This window comes from Pseudomonas marginalis (assembly GCF_900105325.1).
Lineage (GTDB): Bacteria > Pseudomonadota > Gammaproteobacteria > Pseudomonadales > Pseudomonadaceae > Aquipseudomonas > Aquipseudomonas marginalis.
In genome coordinates this window covers 1,463,598-1,478,314 of sequence record NZ_FNSU01000003.1, presented here as the reverse complement: position 1 = coordinate 1,478,314, position 14,717 = coordinate 1,463,598, and the positions used below count along the sequence as shown (strand labels likewise).

General features: G+C 61.5%; 11 protein-coding genes. All 11 read left to right on the top strand.

The window, feature by feature from the left end; all coding sequences use genetic code 11:
• Positions 1–33: 33 nt before the first annotated feature.
• The 11 genes from BLW22_RS15745 (at position 34) to BLW22_RS34515 (ending at position 14,665) form a co-directional block, all read left to right on the top strand.
• The gene (locus BLW22_RS15745) at positions 34–1,032 is read left to right on the top strand and encodes an alpha/beta fold hydrolase (protein ID WP_074846991.1); all 999 of its coding nucleotides are present in this window, start codon (positions 34–36) and stop codon (positions 1,030–1,032) included.
• 306 nt (positions 1,033–1,338) lie between these two features.
• Entirely contained in the window at positions 1,339–2,619 is a 1,281-nt protein-coding gene (locus BLW22_RS15740; RefSeq protein ID WP_074846990.1) for an alkane 1-monooxygenase, read from the top strand.
• Between the two features lie 116 nt (positions 2,620–2,735).
• Positions 2,736–3,230, top strand: a complete 495-nt coding sequence (praA, locus tag BLW22_RS15735; RefSeq protein ID WP_074846989.1) for an alkane oxidation protein activator PraA — start codon at positions 2,736–2,738, stop codon at positions 3,228–3,230.
• Between the two features lie 123 nt (positions 3,231–3,353).
• On the top strand, positions 3,354–3,848 hold the full coding sequence (gene praB, locus BLW22_RS15730; protein ID WP_027608591.1) for an alkane oxidation protein activator PraB: 495 nt from the start codon (positions 3,354–3,356) through the stop codon (positions 3,846–3,848).
• Between the two features lie 131 nt (positions 3,849–3,979).
• A complete protein-coding gene (locus tag BLW22_RS15725) occupies positions 3,980–5,434 on the top strand; it encodes an outer membrane protein transport protein (protein WP_065927130.1) in 1,455 nt (484 codons plus the stop codon).
• Between the two features lie 254 nt (positions 5,435–5,688).
• On the top strand, positions 5,689–8,214 hold the full coding sequence (locus BLW22_RS15720) for an acyl-CoA dehydrogenase (protein ID WP_074846988.1): 2,526 nt from the start codon (positions 5,689–5,691) through the stop codon (positions 8,212–8,214).
• A 223-nt stretch (positions 8,215–8,437) separates the two neighbouring features.
• Complete coding sequence (locus BLW22_RS15715) at positions 8,438–9,781, top strand: 3-oxoacyl-ACP reductase (protein ID WP_074846987.1); 1,344 nt, start codon at positions 8,438–8,440, stop codon at positions 9,779–9,781.
• Between the two features lie 4 nt (positions 9,782–9,785).
• Positions 9,786–10,676, top strand: coding sequence for a MaoC/PaaZ C-terminal domain-containing protein (locus BLW22_RS15710; RefSeq protein ID WP_074846986.1), 891 nt, complete (start codon positions 9,786–9,788; stop codon positions 10,674–10,676).
• Positions 10,673–11,971, top strand: a complete 1,299-nt coding sequence (locus tag BLW22_RS15705; protein ID WP_065927126.1) for an acetyl-CoA C-acetyltransferase — start codon at positions 10,673–10,675, stop codon at positions 11,969–11,971. Before BLW22_RS15710 ends, BLW22_RS15705 begins: the two co-directional genes overlap by 4 nt.
• Before the next feature lie 31 nt (positions 11,972–12,002).
• Positions 12,003–13,706 carry an AMP-binding protein gene (locus tag BLW22_RS15700; RefSeq protein ID WP_074846985.1) on the top strand — a complete coding sequence of 568 codons (1,704 nt, stop codon included), beginning with the start codon at positions 12,003–12,005 and terminating at the stop codon, positions 13,704–13,706.
• Between the two features lie 140 nt (positions 13,707–13,846).
• Positions 13,847–14,665 carry a hypothetical protein gene (locus BLW22_RS34515; protein WP_143045142.1) on the top strand — a complete coding sequence of 273 codons (819 nt, stop codon included), beginning with the start codon at positions 13,847–13,849 and terminating at the stop codon, positions 14,663–14,665.
• The last annotated feature ends 52 nt before the right edge of the window (positions 14,666–14,717 follow it).

Genomic DNA, 14,717 nt, shown 5'->3' with positions numbered 1-14,717 from the left:
GGTCGCCGGTCACAGGGAAGCCGAGGACGAGCTATGGCTGTGCAATGGGTGACTGCTGCAGGTGTGCTGGTGGGGGCAAGTGCGGTGCTATGGGGTTTCAGCGCCTGGATGACACGGCGCATCGAAGCCGCTGTTCCGATCAACGGGCGCTTCGTGGAGGTGAATGGCGAGCGCTTTCATTATGTGGAAGAGGGCGAGGGCCCGCCCCTGGTGATGATTCACGGGCTGATGGGCAGCAGTCGCAACCTGACCTATGCCTTGTCCCGCCAGTTGCGTGAGCACTTTCGGGTGATCACCCTCGACCGTCCCGGGTCGGGGTATTCCACGCGGCATAAAGGTACCGCTGCGGACTTGCCGGCCCAGGCGCGGCAAGTCGCGGCCTTCATCAACCAGCTTGGCCTGGACAAACCCTTGGTGCTCGGGCATTCCCTCGGCGGCGCGATTTCCCTGGCCCTGGCCCTCGATCATCCTGAGGCTATATCGGGCCTGGTGCTGGTGGCACCGTTGACCCATCCCCAACCCAGGTTGCCGCTGGTGTTCTGGTCGCTGGCGGTGCGACCGGCCTGGTTGCGACGCTTTGTGGCCAAAACCCTCACCGTGCCCATGGGCCTGTTGACTCGACGTTCGGTGGTCAAGGGCGTGTTTGCGCCGGACGCCGCTCCCGAGGATTTCGCCACCCGGGGCGGCGGCTTGCTGGGTATGCGCCCCGACAACTTTTACGCCGCCTCCAGCGAGATTGCGCTGGTCAACGACTGCCTGCCCGGGATGGTCAAGCGCTACCCCCAACTGGCCCTGCCCATCGGCCTGATCTATGGCGCGCAGGACAAGGTGCTGGACTTCCGCCGGCATGGCCAGGCCCTCGCCGATAAAGTGCCCGGCCTCAAGCTGCAAGTGGTGGAAGGGCGCGGCCACATGCTGCCGATCACCGCCACGGCGCGGGTGGTCGAGGCCGTGCTGCACGTGGCCAAGCGCGTGCGCCCGGTGGAAACGGCCACGGTCCTGCATCCGCCCTTTGCCTTGGCGAACAAATAATCGTGGCCCTCATCGCCGGGTCGAACGTCGCAAATGCCTGCCCTAGAGACCTGACCAAACAGCTGAAAAACAGACTGTCCAGTCACGTAAAAAAGGCCTCGAAAAAGTAGTTGACGACCTAACGATTCCGCGCTATTTATTTAAAAAAATATTTCAATATTTATTTTGAAATGATTTTTGAAATGCCTAAGAGCGAATAAAAATGAAAAAAACGTCTTTTATCGCATGGTTGATTTCCTGGGGTGCCCAGCATTCCTCGAAGCTGTTTTTTGCGTCCCTGCCAACCCGCCTCATCCGGAGGCAGCCATGAATCAGACATTGGCTGTCCCAAGCGTGTGGACCGACGGCAAGCGCCACCTGTGGTGGCTGGGCATCATGCCGCTGGCCACGCCGTTGTTGTCCGGCACCCTGGCGATCACGACCGGTATCCAGCAACTGTGGTGGGTCGGCGTGCTGGTGATCTTCGGCCTGATCCCATTGATCGACGGTCTGCTCGGTGAAGACGTGAGCAACCCGCCCGAATCCGCCGTTGGCCACCTCGAATCCCAAAGCTACTACCGCTGGATCGTCTATACCGGCGTGTTGTTCGTGATCTCCTCGGTGGTGATCACCGGCTGGCTGGCCGCCGGCGGGATCGACTGGATCATCCAGGGTGGCCTGTTGCAGGCTGCCGCGAACCTGGACCCTTCCAGCTGGCTATCCCACGCCGCCAGCTACATCACCGCCCGCACTCAACTGCATGGCGAACCGAGCTGGTTCACTTACCTGGGCATGGCGATGTCGACCGGTGCCGCCACCGGTATTGCGATCAATACCGCCCATGAACTGGGGCACAAGCCCAACGCTTTGGAGGTGTTCCTCGCCAAGGTGACCCTGGCGCCGACCTTCTACGGGCACTTCTACACCGAACACAATCGTGGCCATCACGTACGTGTTGCCACGCCGGAGGACCCCGCCAGCTCGCGGCTGGGCGAGAGCTTTTGGGCCTTCCTGCCGCGTTCGGTGTGGTTCAGCGCACACTCGGCCTGGAACCTGGAGCGCGAGCGCCTGCGCAAACTCGGCCTGCCGGCCTGGCATTGGAAAAACGCTGTGCTCAGTGCCTGGATGTACAGCGTGGTGTTGTGGGGCGCGATGATTGCCTGGCTCGGGGCAGCGGTGATTCCGTTCCTGGTTATCCAGGGCATCTACGGCTTCTCGTTGCTGGAAGTGGTGAACTATGTAGAGCACTACGGCCTTAAACGCCAGAAGTTGCCCAACGGTCGTTATGAACGGTGTTCGCCTCGGCACTCCTGGAACAGTAATCGGATTGTCACCAATATCTTTCTGTTCCAACTGCAGCGGCACTCCGATCATCACGCCAACCCGACGCGCAGTTATCAGTCGTTGCGCCACTTCGATGAGTCGCCGCAACTGCCTTATGGTTACGCGAGCATGATTGTCTGGGCGTATGTACCGTACTTGTGGCGGCGGCGCATGGATCATCGAGTCCTTAATCATTATGCCGGGGATATCACCCTGACCAATCTTCAACCTTCACAGCGTTTGAAGTACCTGGAGAAGTACAGCGGCAGTGCCAAGCCGTTTTGATCTGAAGTAACACTTAGTTTTGTTGTGTGCTCGGGGCCTGATTGCCGCGCAGGATTTTATCGCCCCGAGAAAGTGCTTTGACCCGAAAAAAATAATGAAAGGGAAGGACGTACACCATGCAAACACCTGCCAAGTTCACCACCCATATCGTATTGGCCGTGCTGGGCCTGATCACCTATCACCAGGCCCAGGCCGCGCGTATCGAACCGGCGGGCAGCGCCTTTACCGCCCAGGGCCCGATCAGCTTCTCCAAAGGCGCGCTGATCAGCGCCGATTGCACCATCAAGGTGGCCGGCAAGGTCGCTGCGGACGGTTCCTCGGTCAATGTCGACAAAGTCGAATTCGACGGCGGCCTCAAGTGCAGTCGCGTCGAAGCCATCAACTTGCCGTGGATCCTGATCGCCAAAGATACCAGGAGCGGTTCCATGTCGAAGATCAGTGTCGATGTTCACGCTTTCGGCCTGGGCGGCAAGTGCGGGCCTTCCACCGCCGATGGCACCTGGGATAACGCCACCGGCAAGTTGGAAGCCGCCAATGTACCGATTGGCGAAGACTGCAAGATCAAGACGGTGTCGATCAAGATGCCGCCGAACTTCAAAGTTGTTGAGTAACGTGCTTCGGTAATTGAATTGAAATTTGGCTGGAAAGGGAAGTTCTGCAGTTTCACCGTGACCTCTCGTTCATGGCCATTACCCCCTGGCGAAATGACTCGCCATAACATGTGAGGAAAAACAATGAAAAGCTTGAAAACCCTCGTATCGTTGTCTGCTTTGGCTGTTTGCATGGGTGCTGCGTCGATGGCCAATGCCTATAGCATCACCCCGGTGAACTCGAGCTTCACTGCGCCAGGCACCATTTCGGTGAAGTCGCCATCGTCGTTCCAGGCCACTGTTAACTGCGGCGCAACTTTTACCGGGAACGTCGATGCCAGCGGTGTGGCAAAAATCACCGGTGTGGCGGTGACCGGCGGTGGTCTTTGTGCGCTGCCGAAAATCACCGGTCTGCCATGGACCTTGACCGCCACCGGTGCCGCTGCGGGCTCGGTCAGCAACGTTGGTTACACCATCGCCGCGTCGGTTCTGTATCCGGCGTCCAATTGCGGTCCGTCCACCATCACCGTGGGCTACAGCGGTGGTGTACTGACCGCCTCCAACCAGACCCTGAGTGGTAGCTGCACCGTGGTGAGCCTCAGCGTTACCCCAAGCCCGACATTTACCATCGTGCCTTGATGGGCAACTGACACACCGGGCTGATCACCTGTTGAAAGACTGGCGCCTCGATCGGGCGCCAGTTTGTGAACTGCCGGAAGCAAAACGAACCGGCGGGGCCGGCTCAGAGAAATAACAATAAGGAGTGCCGCATGAATAATAAGAAACAACACGTGCAGGTTTTGCTGGGGCTGGCACTGATAGGCGGGGCGATGGTGAACGCGCCTGCACAGGCCGGCGGTTTTTCAACACCGACCTACGGCGCACCCGGTTGGGGCCGGGCATTTGCCGGTGGCTCGTTGTTCAAGAACGATCCCAGTTCCGCGTACAACAACCCGGCGGCCATGGCGTTTGTCGAACACAACGTGGCGCAATTTACCGTCGACTACGCCCGCATTAAGATCAAGTACAAAGGTGACGCCTCTGATTATGCAGGCAACCCGATTTCCAATACGCCCTTGGACGCCAATGGTTTTCCCGACGTCGCATCGACCACGGTGAATAACAACGACGGCGGCCAAGGCGGGTTCACTGCCTGGTTGCCAACCGGTTTCATGGTCATGCCCCTGGGGGATCGGTTCGCTTTCGGCCTGAGCCAGGTAGTGCCGCAGGGTATGCGCTCCACTTGGGATCAGGACTCGAAACTGCGCGACTTTGCAGTGGACACCAAAATTGAAACCGTAGGATTGACCGGATCCCTGTCCTTTAAGGTGAATGATCAATTTTCTATCGGCGGTGGCGTGATCGTGCAACACAGCAAGGGCTTCGTCAGTCAAAACGTGGACTTGTTGTCTGCCGCCGCGGTGTCCGATTCCGTGCTGGGCGGGATCAATTTTCCGTCTGATGTCGGCAGTGCCTTGATGCGTGTGAAGGTCGACAACATTTCAGCGGGCTGGTTTACCGGCATTGTTTGGAAACCCACGGAGCGAGACACCCTTGGCTTGAATTACCACGCCAAGATCAAGAACAAGATGACCGGCAAATATAATATTTACGCCGATCAGTTTTCCTACAACCTGATGACCCAGCCAAGTCCGTTTGGCGGTAGCGGTACGTTGGTGAATACCGCTTATCCAGGGTTAGAGCTGGCACCGGACGGCGCCCATGCCAGTGTCCAACTGGACATTCCTGCCACGGCCGGCCTGGACTGGGTACACCAGTTCAACGATCGCTTCACGATGGGGGCCAGTGTGACCTGGACTGAGTGGTCCTCTTTCAAAGACCTGACGCTCGAGTCCGGTGGCACCACCATTGTGTCCATTCCCTACAACTACAAGAACACCTGGATGTACTCCCTCGGCGGTGACTACCGCTTGACCGATGAGTTGACCTTGCGTGCAGGTGTAGCCCTTGACCAGACACCTACACGCAATTCGACCCGCGACCCACGAATCCCGGATGGCGACCGTACATTCCTGTCGTTGGGGGCTGGTTACGATGTGAAAGCAATCAAGGGCCTCAGTCTTGACTTGGCCTATTCCCACCAGTTCGTGCAAGAGGTCAAGCTCAAGACTCAAAACGTCGATCGCCTGGGTGGCGCAAGCCTGAATGGCAAGGCGGAGTCGTCGGGCGATGTGGTGAGCGTGTCGGCCACCTACGCGTTCTGATATTTCATAGAGGGTGATGGAAAAGGCACCAAGCGCATCTTGATGCCTTCACCCTCATTCCACGTCAACAGTTCCTTGAGTATTGGCATTCCAGGCTGATTCATTCAGCCGCTATTTTTTCGTCCAGGTATTAAATAAAAATTTCAAAACAAAATTTGAATTTGTCTTTCCAAGTTTGTAGTGTGGCTTTACGCCGCAGGTCGATCCGACCTTTCGCACGTAAACCACGCCCTGAATCGAGTAGAGGTATCCCCATGGTTATCTGGTTATTGGTGGGTGTCGCAGCCGCGATTGCCCTGGCGTATCTACAAGCTGCCGCCATCCTGTGGTTGGGCGCTGGCCTGATCTGGCTGACAGCGGGCTACCTGTTCAATGGAGTGGCGGCTTTCGGCGTCACCGTCGCGGCCGTGCTGGTGGTATTGCCGGCGTTGTTGATGAGCCTTAAACCGCTGCGCCGCGCGCTGTTGACCGGCAAGGCCCTCAATCTGTTTCGCACGATCATGCCGGCGATGTCCGACACCGAACGCGCCGCCATCGAGTCCGGCACCGTGTGGTGGGACGCCGAGCTGTTCAGCGGCAAGCCCGACTGGCAGCGCCTGCTGCAAGCGGCCCCGGCGAGCCTGAGCGCCGAGGAGCAAGCCTTCCTCGACAATGAAGTGGAAACTTTGTGCGATATCGCCAACGACTGGGAAACCACCCAGGTCTGGCAGGACATGTCCCCCGAAGGCTGGCAGTACACCAAGGACGCCGGCTTTCTCGGCATGATCATTCCCAAGCAGTACGGCGGCAAAGGCTTCTCCCACTACGCCCATTCCCAAGTGGTGATGAAGCTGTCGACGCGCTGCTCGGCGGCGGCTATTTCGGTGATGGTGCCCAACTCCCTGGGCCCGGCCGAACTGCTGCTGCATTACGGCACCGACGCCCAGCGCAATTACTACCTGCCGCGTTTGGCCCGGGGCGAAGACATCCCGTGCTTTGCCCTGACCAGCCCGTATGCCGGCTCCGATGCCGGGGCGATTCCCGATCTGGGCATCGTCTGTAAAGGCACCCATGAAGGCCAGGAAGTACTGGGTTTCCGTGTGACCTGGGACAAGCGCTATATCACCCTGGGACCGATCGCCACGGTGCTCGGTCTGGCGTTTCGCGCGGAAGATCCGGACGGATTGCTGGGGCCGAAAGGCTCTCTCGGCATCACCTGTGCCCTGATCCCCACCTCCCATCCCGGCGTAAACAGTGGTCGCCGGCACTGGCCGCTCAATGCCGTATTCCAAAACGGCCCGACCACCGGCAAGGATGTGTTCATCCCGCTGGAGTGGGTGATCGGCGGCCGCGAACAGGTCGGCAACGGCTGGCGCATGTTGATGGAGTGCCTGGCCGCCGGCCGCGCCATTTCCCTGCCGTCGGCCAACGTCGGCCTGGGCAAGGTCGCGGTGCGTGGTACCACGGCCTACGCGGCGATGCGCAAACAGTTCGGCTTGCCCATCGGCAAGTTCGAAGGGGTGCAGGCGCCGCTGGCGCGCATGGCCGGGCACCTGTATGCCTGCGATGCGGTGCGCAAGGTCTCGGTGGCTTCATTGGATGCCGGTGAGAAACCCTCGGTGATCTCGGCCATCGCCAAGTACCACGTCACCGAACGCGCGCGGATGATCGTCAACGACGGCATGGACATCGTCGCCGGCAAGGGCATCTGCATGGGCCCCAATAACTTCCTGGCCCGTGCCTATCAGCAAAGCCCCATCGCCATCACGGTGGAAGGCGCGAACATCATGACGCGCTGCCTGATCATCTTTGGCCAGGGCCTGATTCGTTGCCATCCCTATGTGTTCCGCGAAATGGAAGCGGCGCGCAACCCGGATCGGCGCAAGGCGCTGGAGGAATTCGACAGCGCGATGTTCGGTCATGTGAGCTTTGTATTGGCCAACACCGTACGTGCGGCGGTGCATGCCCTGACCGGCGGGCGCCTGATTTCCGCACCGGCCAAGACCGACCCGGCGCTGGCAACCTACTATCGCCAGGCCAATCGTCTGTCGGTGGTGCTGGCGCTGATCTCGGATATTTCCATGGGCGTGCTGGGCGGTGCCCTCAAGCGCAAGGAAAGTATCACCGGGCGTTTGGGCGATATTCTCTCGCAGCTGTACATCGTGTCTTGCGTGCTCAAGCGCTTCGAGGATGACGGCCGGCCCCAGGCAGACCTGCCGCTGGTGCATTGGGCGGCACAGGACGCATTGCTGCGTGCCCATGAAGCCCTTGCCGAAGTGCTGGACAACTACCCCTCCACAGCGGCGGCGGCGGTGCTGCGTGGCTTGACGTTCCCGTTCGGTATTCCGTTGCGCAAACCTTCGGATCAGCTGCTGGCCCAGGTGGCCGATGTGGTGCAGATCCCCGGCGAAACACGCGACCGCCTGCTGGCCAATTCCTACATTCCGCGTCCGGAAATCGACAAGCTGGCCTACGGCGAGTTGGGCTTGCGCCTGCTGCCGCAAGTCGAGCTGATCGACGCCCGGCTCAAGCCGGCCATCAGGCAAGGCCTGCTCGAACCGATGCCGATTGCCGCCACGGCCTTCACCGCCTGGCGCGTCAAGGCGCGGGCGCTGGACCTGATCAGCGACGACGAAGACGCCTTGCTGGCGCGCTATGTGGAATACGCCGACCACGCTATCCAGGTGGATGACTTCCCCCAGGACTTCGGTTTGCTGGAGGCGTTGCAGCAGCGCAGGCAGGCGTTGGAGCCGGTCGCCAAGCGGCGCAGCAGCCAAAGCGAAAACGCCTCGGTCAACTAGGACAAACGCGGTCAATGTGGGAGAGGGATGGGTCCAATGCCAGTCATGTAGGAGCGAGCTTGCTCGCGAAGAAGGTCTAAGCAACGCGTTCATTCTGGAGAAACGTGGTGGCCCTGAGTTTCTTCGCGAGCAAGCTCGCTCCTACATGACTGGCATTAGGGCTTGCCCCCTCCGACATGGATCGGGTTTACACGGCAAGTTTGTGTGGTGAGTGGATCTATCTATGAGTGACAGCTACCTATCGTTCGTCAATTCCCCCTGGGGCCGTCGCCTGGCCCAGGTGGTGGGCTTGCCCCAGCCCGTGCCGTTGCAGCGTCACCGCAGCGGCCAGCCAGGCCTGGCCAACCCGGTGATTGTCGCCGGGGCAGGGCGCCTGGCTGCGCAGGTGCAACAGGTGTTCAGCGCCACCGACACGGTCACCGCCACCCCGGCGACGCTCAAGGCGCCGTCCACGGTCAAGGTGCAGGGCGCAGTGTTCGATGCCAGCGGCATAACCGGCTTGCAACAACTGGGCGAGCTCTATGAGTTCTTCCACGCCAACGCCAAACGCCTGGGCCAACATGGCCGCGTTGTGGTGCTGGGCACCGCGCCGGAACACTGCACCGAGTTGCCCCAGGCCATCGCCCAGCGTGCGCTCGAAGGCTTGGTGCGTTCATTGGCCAAGGAGTTGCGCCGGGCGATCACCGTGCAGTTGTTGTACGTGGCTCCGGGAGCGGAAGACGCACTGGACAGCAGCCTGCGTTTCTTCCTGTCGCGGCGTTCGGCCTATGTGTCGGGGCAGGTGGTGCGCCTGGAAAAACCGGTGGATGGGCAGGTCGCCGTCAATTGGGACAAACCCTTCGCCGGCCGACGCGCGCTGGTCACCGGTGCTTCCCGAGGCATTGGCCTGGCCATCGCCCAGGTCCTGGCCCGCGAGGGCGCCCATGTGGTCTGCGTGGACGTGCCCCAGGCCCGGGACTCGCTGCAACAGGCGGCCGCGAGTGTGGACGGTTCGGCGCTGCCTTTGGACATCACGGCAGCGGACGCCGCTGCCCAGTTGCATGCCCATGTCGGCCAATACGGTGCCTTCGATGTGGTGGTGCACAACGCCGGGATCACCCGCGACAAGACCATCACCAAGATGACGGAGGCGGCCTGGCGCAGCGTGCTGGCGGTCAACCTCGAAGCACCGTTGCACCTGAGCAGTGCCTTGTTGGATAGCCAGGGCCTGAATCCGGGGGGGCGTATCGTGTGCGTGTCGTCGATCTCCGGCATTGCCGGCAACCTCGGGCAAAGCAACTACGCCACCTCCAAGGCCGGCGTGATCGGCCTGGTGCAAGGCCTGGCCCCGCGTGCGGCGGCGCAACAGGTCACGGTGAACGCGGTGGCGCCGGGGTTTATCGAGACCCAGATGACCGCAAAAATTCCGCTGATGATTCGCGAAGCGGGGCGGCGCATGAACTCGATGTCCCAAGGCGGGCAGCCGATCGATGTGGCCGAAACCATTGCCTGGCTGGCGCACCCGGCGTCGGGCGGGGTCAATGGCCAGGTCGTGCGCGTGTGCGGCCAAAGCCTGCTGGGAGCCTGAGTCCATGGACTACGTGACGCAGATCATCGACCCACCGCCATCACGCACGCGCCTGTTGCTGGACGGCGTACGTGGCCTGCGCAAACCCAAACTCGACGGCGCACCGCTGTTGCCCAGGGAGCGCCTGGTGCGCTCGGCGGTGGAATTGTCCGCTGCGGGCATTGCGGCTTACGGCCGTGCCTGTGGCTTTCGCCGCGAACAAGGCGTGCCGCTGTCGTACCCCCATGTGCTGGCGTTCCCCCTGCACCTGATGCTGCTGACCCGTCCGAGTTTTCCGTACCCGGCCAGTGGCATGGTGCACCTGGCCAACCGCATCCGGCAGCACCAGCGCCTGCAGGAAGGCCAGGCGCTGCGCCTGGAAGTCTTTTGCGAACGTTGGGTGGCCCACGCCAAGGGCCAGGCGCTGAGCATCGCCACCCGTGCCTACAGCAGCGGCAGCCTGGTGTGGGAAAGCGACAGCCTGTACCTGCGCCGCGCGGTGAAAGGTCCCGTCGGCGAGCCATGGGAGGACGCGCTGGCGTTGCAGGAGGAGGGCCTGTTGCGCACCCAGCGCTGGGTGTTGCCGGCCGATCTGGGGCGGCGCTTCGCCAAGGTCTCCGGGGACTTCAACCCGATCCACATCTCACTGATCGGCGCCAGGCTCTTCGGTTTTCGCCGCGCCATCACCCATGGCATGTGGACCCTCGGCCGCGCATTGGCCGCTCAACAACCCCCCGGGGGCCTGGGTCAGGCCGAAGCCCATTGCGACTTCAAGCTGCCGATCTTCCTGCCCGGCCAGGTCGCCCTGTGGCAACACCCCGTGAGCGGCCCGCGGCGCGAATTCGAAGTGCGCAATTTCGCCGGCGACAAACCGCATATGCGCGGGCTATTTGTCTGGAATGAGAGCCCTACATGAGTGACTACAGCTTCAATCCGGCCCCGACCCGCCGCGTGGCGATCATCGGCGGCAACCGCATCCCGTTCGCCCGTTCCAACACGGTGTATGCCCACGACAGCAACCAGGACCTGCTGGTGGCGGCGCTGCAAGGCCTGGTCGACCGTTACAACCTGCACGGCCAGCGCCTGGGCGAGTTTGCCGCCGGCGCGGTGATCAAGCATTCACGGGATTTCAACCTGGCGCGTGAATCGCTGCTGTCGACCACCTTGTCCCCGCAGACCCCGGCCTACGATGTGCAGCAAGCCTGCGGCACCGGCCTGGAAGCGGCCTTGCTGGTGGCGAATAAGATCGCCCTCGGCCAGATTGACGTGGGCATCGCCGGTGGTGCCGACACCACCTCCGACGCGCCCATCGGCATCAATGAATCCCTGCGCCACACCTTGCTCGCGGCCAACCGCGCCAAGGGCATGGGCGACAAGGTGAAGGCGCTGCTGAAGGTGCGTCCGTCGATGTTGTTCAAGCCGCTGTTGCCGCGCAATGGCGAGCCGCGTACCGGTTTGTCCATGGGCGAACATTGCGAAGCCATGGCCCAACGCTGGCAGATCAAGCGCCTGGCCCAGGACGAGTTGGCCCTCACCAGCCACCAGCGCCTGGATGCCGCGTATCAGCGCGGTTTCTTCGACGACCTGATCAGCCCCCATCGCGGCCTGGCGCGGGACAACAACCTGCGCGCCGACGCCAGCCTGGAGAAACTCGCCGGCCTGTCCCCGGCCTACGACCGCCAGCACGGTACCCTCACGGCGGGCAACTCCACGCCACTGACGGATGGCGCCTCGGTGGTGCTGCTGGCCAGCGAAGATTGGGCGGCGGCCCATGGCTGGCCGGTGTTGGCCTACCTGCGCACGGGCGAGACGGCGGCGGTGAATTTTGTCGACGGCAGCGAAGGCCTGCTGATGGCGCCGGCCTACGCCGTACCGCGCATGCTCAAGCGCGAAGGACTGAGTTTCGCCGACTTCGATTTCTTCGAGATCCACGAAGCGTTTGCCGCCCAGGTGCTGTGCACGCTCAAGGCCTGGGAAGACGCCGACTACTGCCGCGAACGGCTCGGCCTGGAGGCGCCGCTGGGGGCCATCGACCGCGCCAAAATGAACGTCAACGGCGGCTCTCTAGGCTGCGGCCACCCGTTTGCCGCCACCGGTGGCCGGCAATTGGCGGCGCTGGCCAAGGCCATTCACGAGCGGGGCGGCGGTCGCGGCCTGATTTCCATCTGCGCGGCGGGCGGGCTGGGCATTACCGCTATCGTCGAAAAGTAGCCCCATCAAAAACAACAATAAGGAGACTGCCATGAACGCTATCAGCCTGGAACACACCGAACGGGTCTGGTTGAACGCTTACCTGCCCGGCGTCCCGGCGGACATCGATGCCGGTATCGAGGACTACCCGTCGTTGCGCGAGGTGTTCCTGGAGCACCTGGAGAAATTTCGCGAGCGGGTCGCCTACGTCAGCATCGGCACCGAAATGACCTACGCCGACTGGCAGGTGCAAGGCATTGCGTTCGCCGCCTGGCTGCAGGGCCAGGGCGTACAGAAGGGCGACCGCGTGGCGCTGATGATGCCCAACTGCTTGCAGTACCCGATCTGCCTGCTGGGCACGATCCTGGCCGGCGCGGTGGTGGTCAACGTCAACCCGTTGTACACCGCCCATGAGCTCAAGCACTTGCTCAAGGACAGCGGCGCCGAAACCGTGGTGATCTTCGAAAACTTCGCCCACACCCTGGAAAAAGTCATCGCCGGCAGCAGCATCAAGCGCGTGGTGGTGGCCGCCATCGGTGATCTGCTTGGCAGCTTCAAGGGCGCGGCGATGAACTTCATCCTGCGTCGCGTGCAAAAGCAGGTGCCGGCGTTCAACCTGAGGGGCTCGGTGCGTTTCAACCAGGTGCTGAAGCAGGGCCGCGCGCTCAACCACTTCCCGGTGGACATGCACCTCGACGACCTGGCCTTCCTGCAATACACCGGCGGCACCACCGGGGATGCCAAGGGCGTGATGCTCAGCCATCGCAATATCATCGCCAACCTGTTGCAGGCCAAGGCCTGGGTCGGCGACCAACTGGACCAGGACAAGCAGGAAACCAACGTCACCCTGCTGCCGCTGTACCACATCTTTTCCCTGACGGTGAACTGCCTGATGTTCATGTGCCTGGGCGGGCGCAACATCCTCATCGCCAACCCGCGGGATGTGAAGCGGGTGCAGATGATCCTGCGCAAGGAGCGCTTCAATGGCATTGCCGGGGTCAATACGCTGTTCAACGGCTTGCTGGAGAATAAGGATTTCTGCGCCCGGGACTTCTCCGACCTGCGCATGGTGATCGCCGGCGGCATGGCCACGCACACGGCGGTGGCCAAGCGCTGGAAGGACGTCACCGGGCTGCCGATCATCGAAGGCTACGGCCTCACCGAATGCTCGCCGGTGGTGAGCATCAGCCCGATCGACATTGCGCGCATGCGCGAAATGGAATTCACCGGCAGCATCGGCGTCCCGCTGCCGTCGACCTGGGTACGGTTTATGCGTGAAGACGGCGAGCTGGCCGATATCGGCGAGCAAGGCGAACTGCAGGTGCGCGGCCCACAGGTGATGCAGGGCTATTGGAAGCGTCCGGACGCCACCGCCGAAGTGCTCGACGCCGAGGGATGGTTGTCGACCGGTGACATCGGCGTGATGGATGAACGCGGCTATATCCGCCTGGTGGACCGCAAGAAAGACATGATCCTGGTCTCGGGCTTCAACGTGTACCCCAATGAAATCGAAGACGTGGTGGCGCTGCACCCGGGCGTCGGCGAAGTGGCGGCCATCGGCGTGGAAGACGGCGTGACGGGGGAGAAGGTCAAGATCATCGTGGTGCGCAAGGACCCGAACCTGACCCAGGAACAGCTCCTCGCCCATTGCCGCGAATACCTGACGGGCTACAAGGTGCCCAGGTATGTGGAGTTTCGCAGTACCGAGTTGCCTAAAACGACAGTGGGCAAAGTGCTGCGTCGAGCCTTGCGCTAGAAAAGCAGGAACTGATTCGGACACGCTGCCACATAAGGACTACTTGCAACCCAGCGTTATCGCTGTGTTCTGCGTCCTGGTGCGACGCTGGACAGGCAGGTGAACACTTTTTGGCCAAACCGGACTGGAGACATCAAACGATGTTGGCGCCTGCTCTTGATAAACCTGTTCCTTCCTCACGCCTGGACTCGGAGGTGGATCAGGGCAATAGCTCTTCCCCAAAACCAACGGCGAATTCGTCCGCCACTCCGCAAAAGAGCGCCTCAATCAGCTTTCAGTCGAGTGACACCCCGCGGTCGCCGGCGTTTTACGCGAACGCGGATACCGCCGGCTTCGAGGCGCGTGACCGTGCACAGCAGATCAAAGCAGGTTATTGGCCCCTGGGGGTTATGAGCAATTTCAAGCTGTTCGTCCGCCACTGCTTTGGCGCCCAGCGCCCTCCAAGTCCCGACCCGTTCCCCTGCAGGCCCTGCTACGGTTTCGGTAGCAAGAGCAATGCGGACCTATCACGCATGCTGCTCGACAGGTTCGATGACTTCAAGGCACCCAATGGGTTCATCACCAAGGACGGCCTGAAGGATATGGCCGGCAAACCGCTGACCGGCGATTATGAAAAAGACCAGAATATCCGCCTGGCACGGGAACTGATGAGGCGTGGAGACCTGGTCGATGATATGGACCGTCACCATATCACCGGCGGGCTGGATGGCCTGATCGATCGAAACAACCTCAACATCACGATGTTTAAAAACCAGAATGACAAAGAGTTGGCCCGAGAGCTGATGCGTGATGTCGATCTGTTCAAGGCTCCGCAGTGGCCCTTCCACCTCAGCCTCGAAAAACTGCATGAAGTTGCCAACTGGACCGTTACCAGGCATCCCTACTTCGGTCGCCAGGCCTGGCTGGCGAAGGAACTCCTCAGGCGTCCCGACATGCTCGACAGGCTTCACTTCCGCTGATTGAGAGGTGTGCAGGTGATCTGAAAGTCGGGAGGGGGGCTTGCCCCTCCCA

Coding starts and splice junctions, on each gene's coding strand:
- praB (WP_027608591.1), top strand. CDS start 3,354: ATGAAAAGCTTGAAAACCCTCGTATCGTTGTCTGCTTTGGCTGTTTGC.
- BLW22_RS15705 (WP_065927126.1), top strand. CDS start 10,673: ATGAGTGACTACAGCTTCAATCCGGCCCCGACCCGCCGCGTGGCGATC.
- BLW22_RS15710 (WP_074846986.1), top strand. CDS start 9,786: ATGGACTACGTGACGCAGATCATCGACCCACCGCCATCACGCACGCGC.
- praA (WP_074846989.1), top strand. CDS start 2,736: ATGCAAACACCTGCCAAGTTCACCACCCATATCGTATTGGCCGTGCTG.
- BLW22_RS15725 (WP_065927130.1), top strand. CDS start 3,980: ATGAATAATAAGAAACAACACGTGCAGGTTTTGCTGGGGCTGGCACTG.
- BLW22_RS15740 (WP_074846990.1), top strand. CDS start 1,339: ATGAATCAGACATTGGCTGTCCCAAGCGTGTGGACCGACGGCAAGCGC.
- BLW22_RS15700 (WP_074846985.1), top strand. CDS start 12,003: ATGAACGCTATCAGCCTGGAACACACCGAACGGGTCTGGTTGAACGCT.
- BLW22_RS34515 (WP_143045142.1), top strand. CDS start 13,847: ATGTTGGCGCCTGCTCTTGATAAACCTGTTCCTTCCTCACGCCTGGAC.
- BLW22_RS15745 (WP_074846991.1), top strand. CDS start 34: ATGGCTGTGCAATGGGTGACTGCTGCAGGTGTGCTGGTGGGGGCAAGT.
- BLW22_RS15720 (WP_074846988.1), top strand. CDS start 5,689: ATGGTTATCTGGTTATTGGTGGGTGTCGCAGCCGCGATTGCCCTGGCG.
- BLW22_RS15715 (WP_074846987.1), top strand. CDS start 8,438: ATGAGTGACAGCTACCTATCGTTCGTCAATTCCCCCTGGGGCCGTCGC.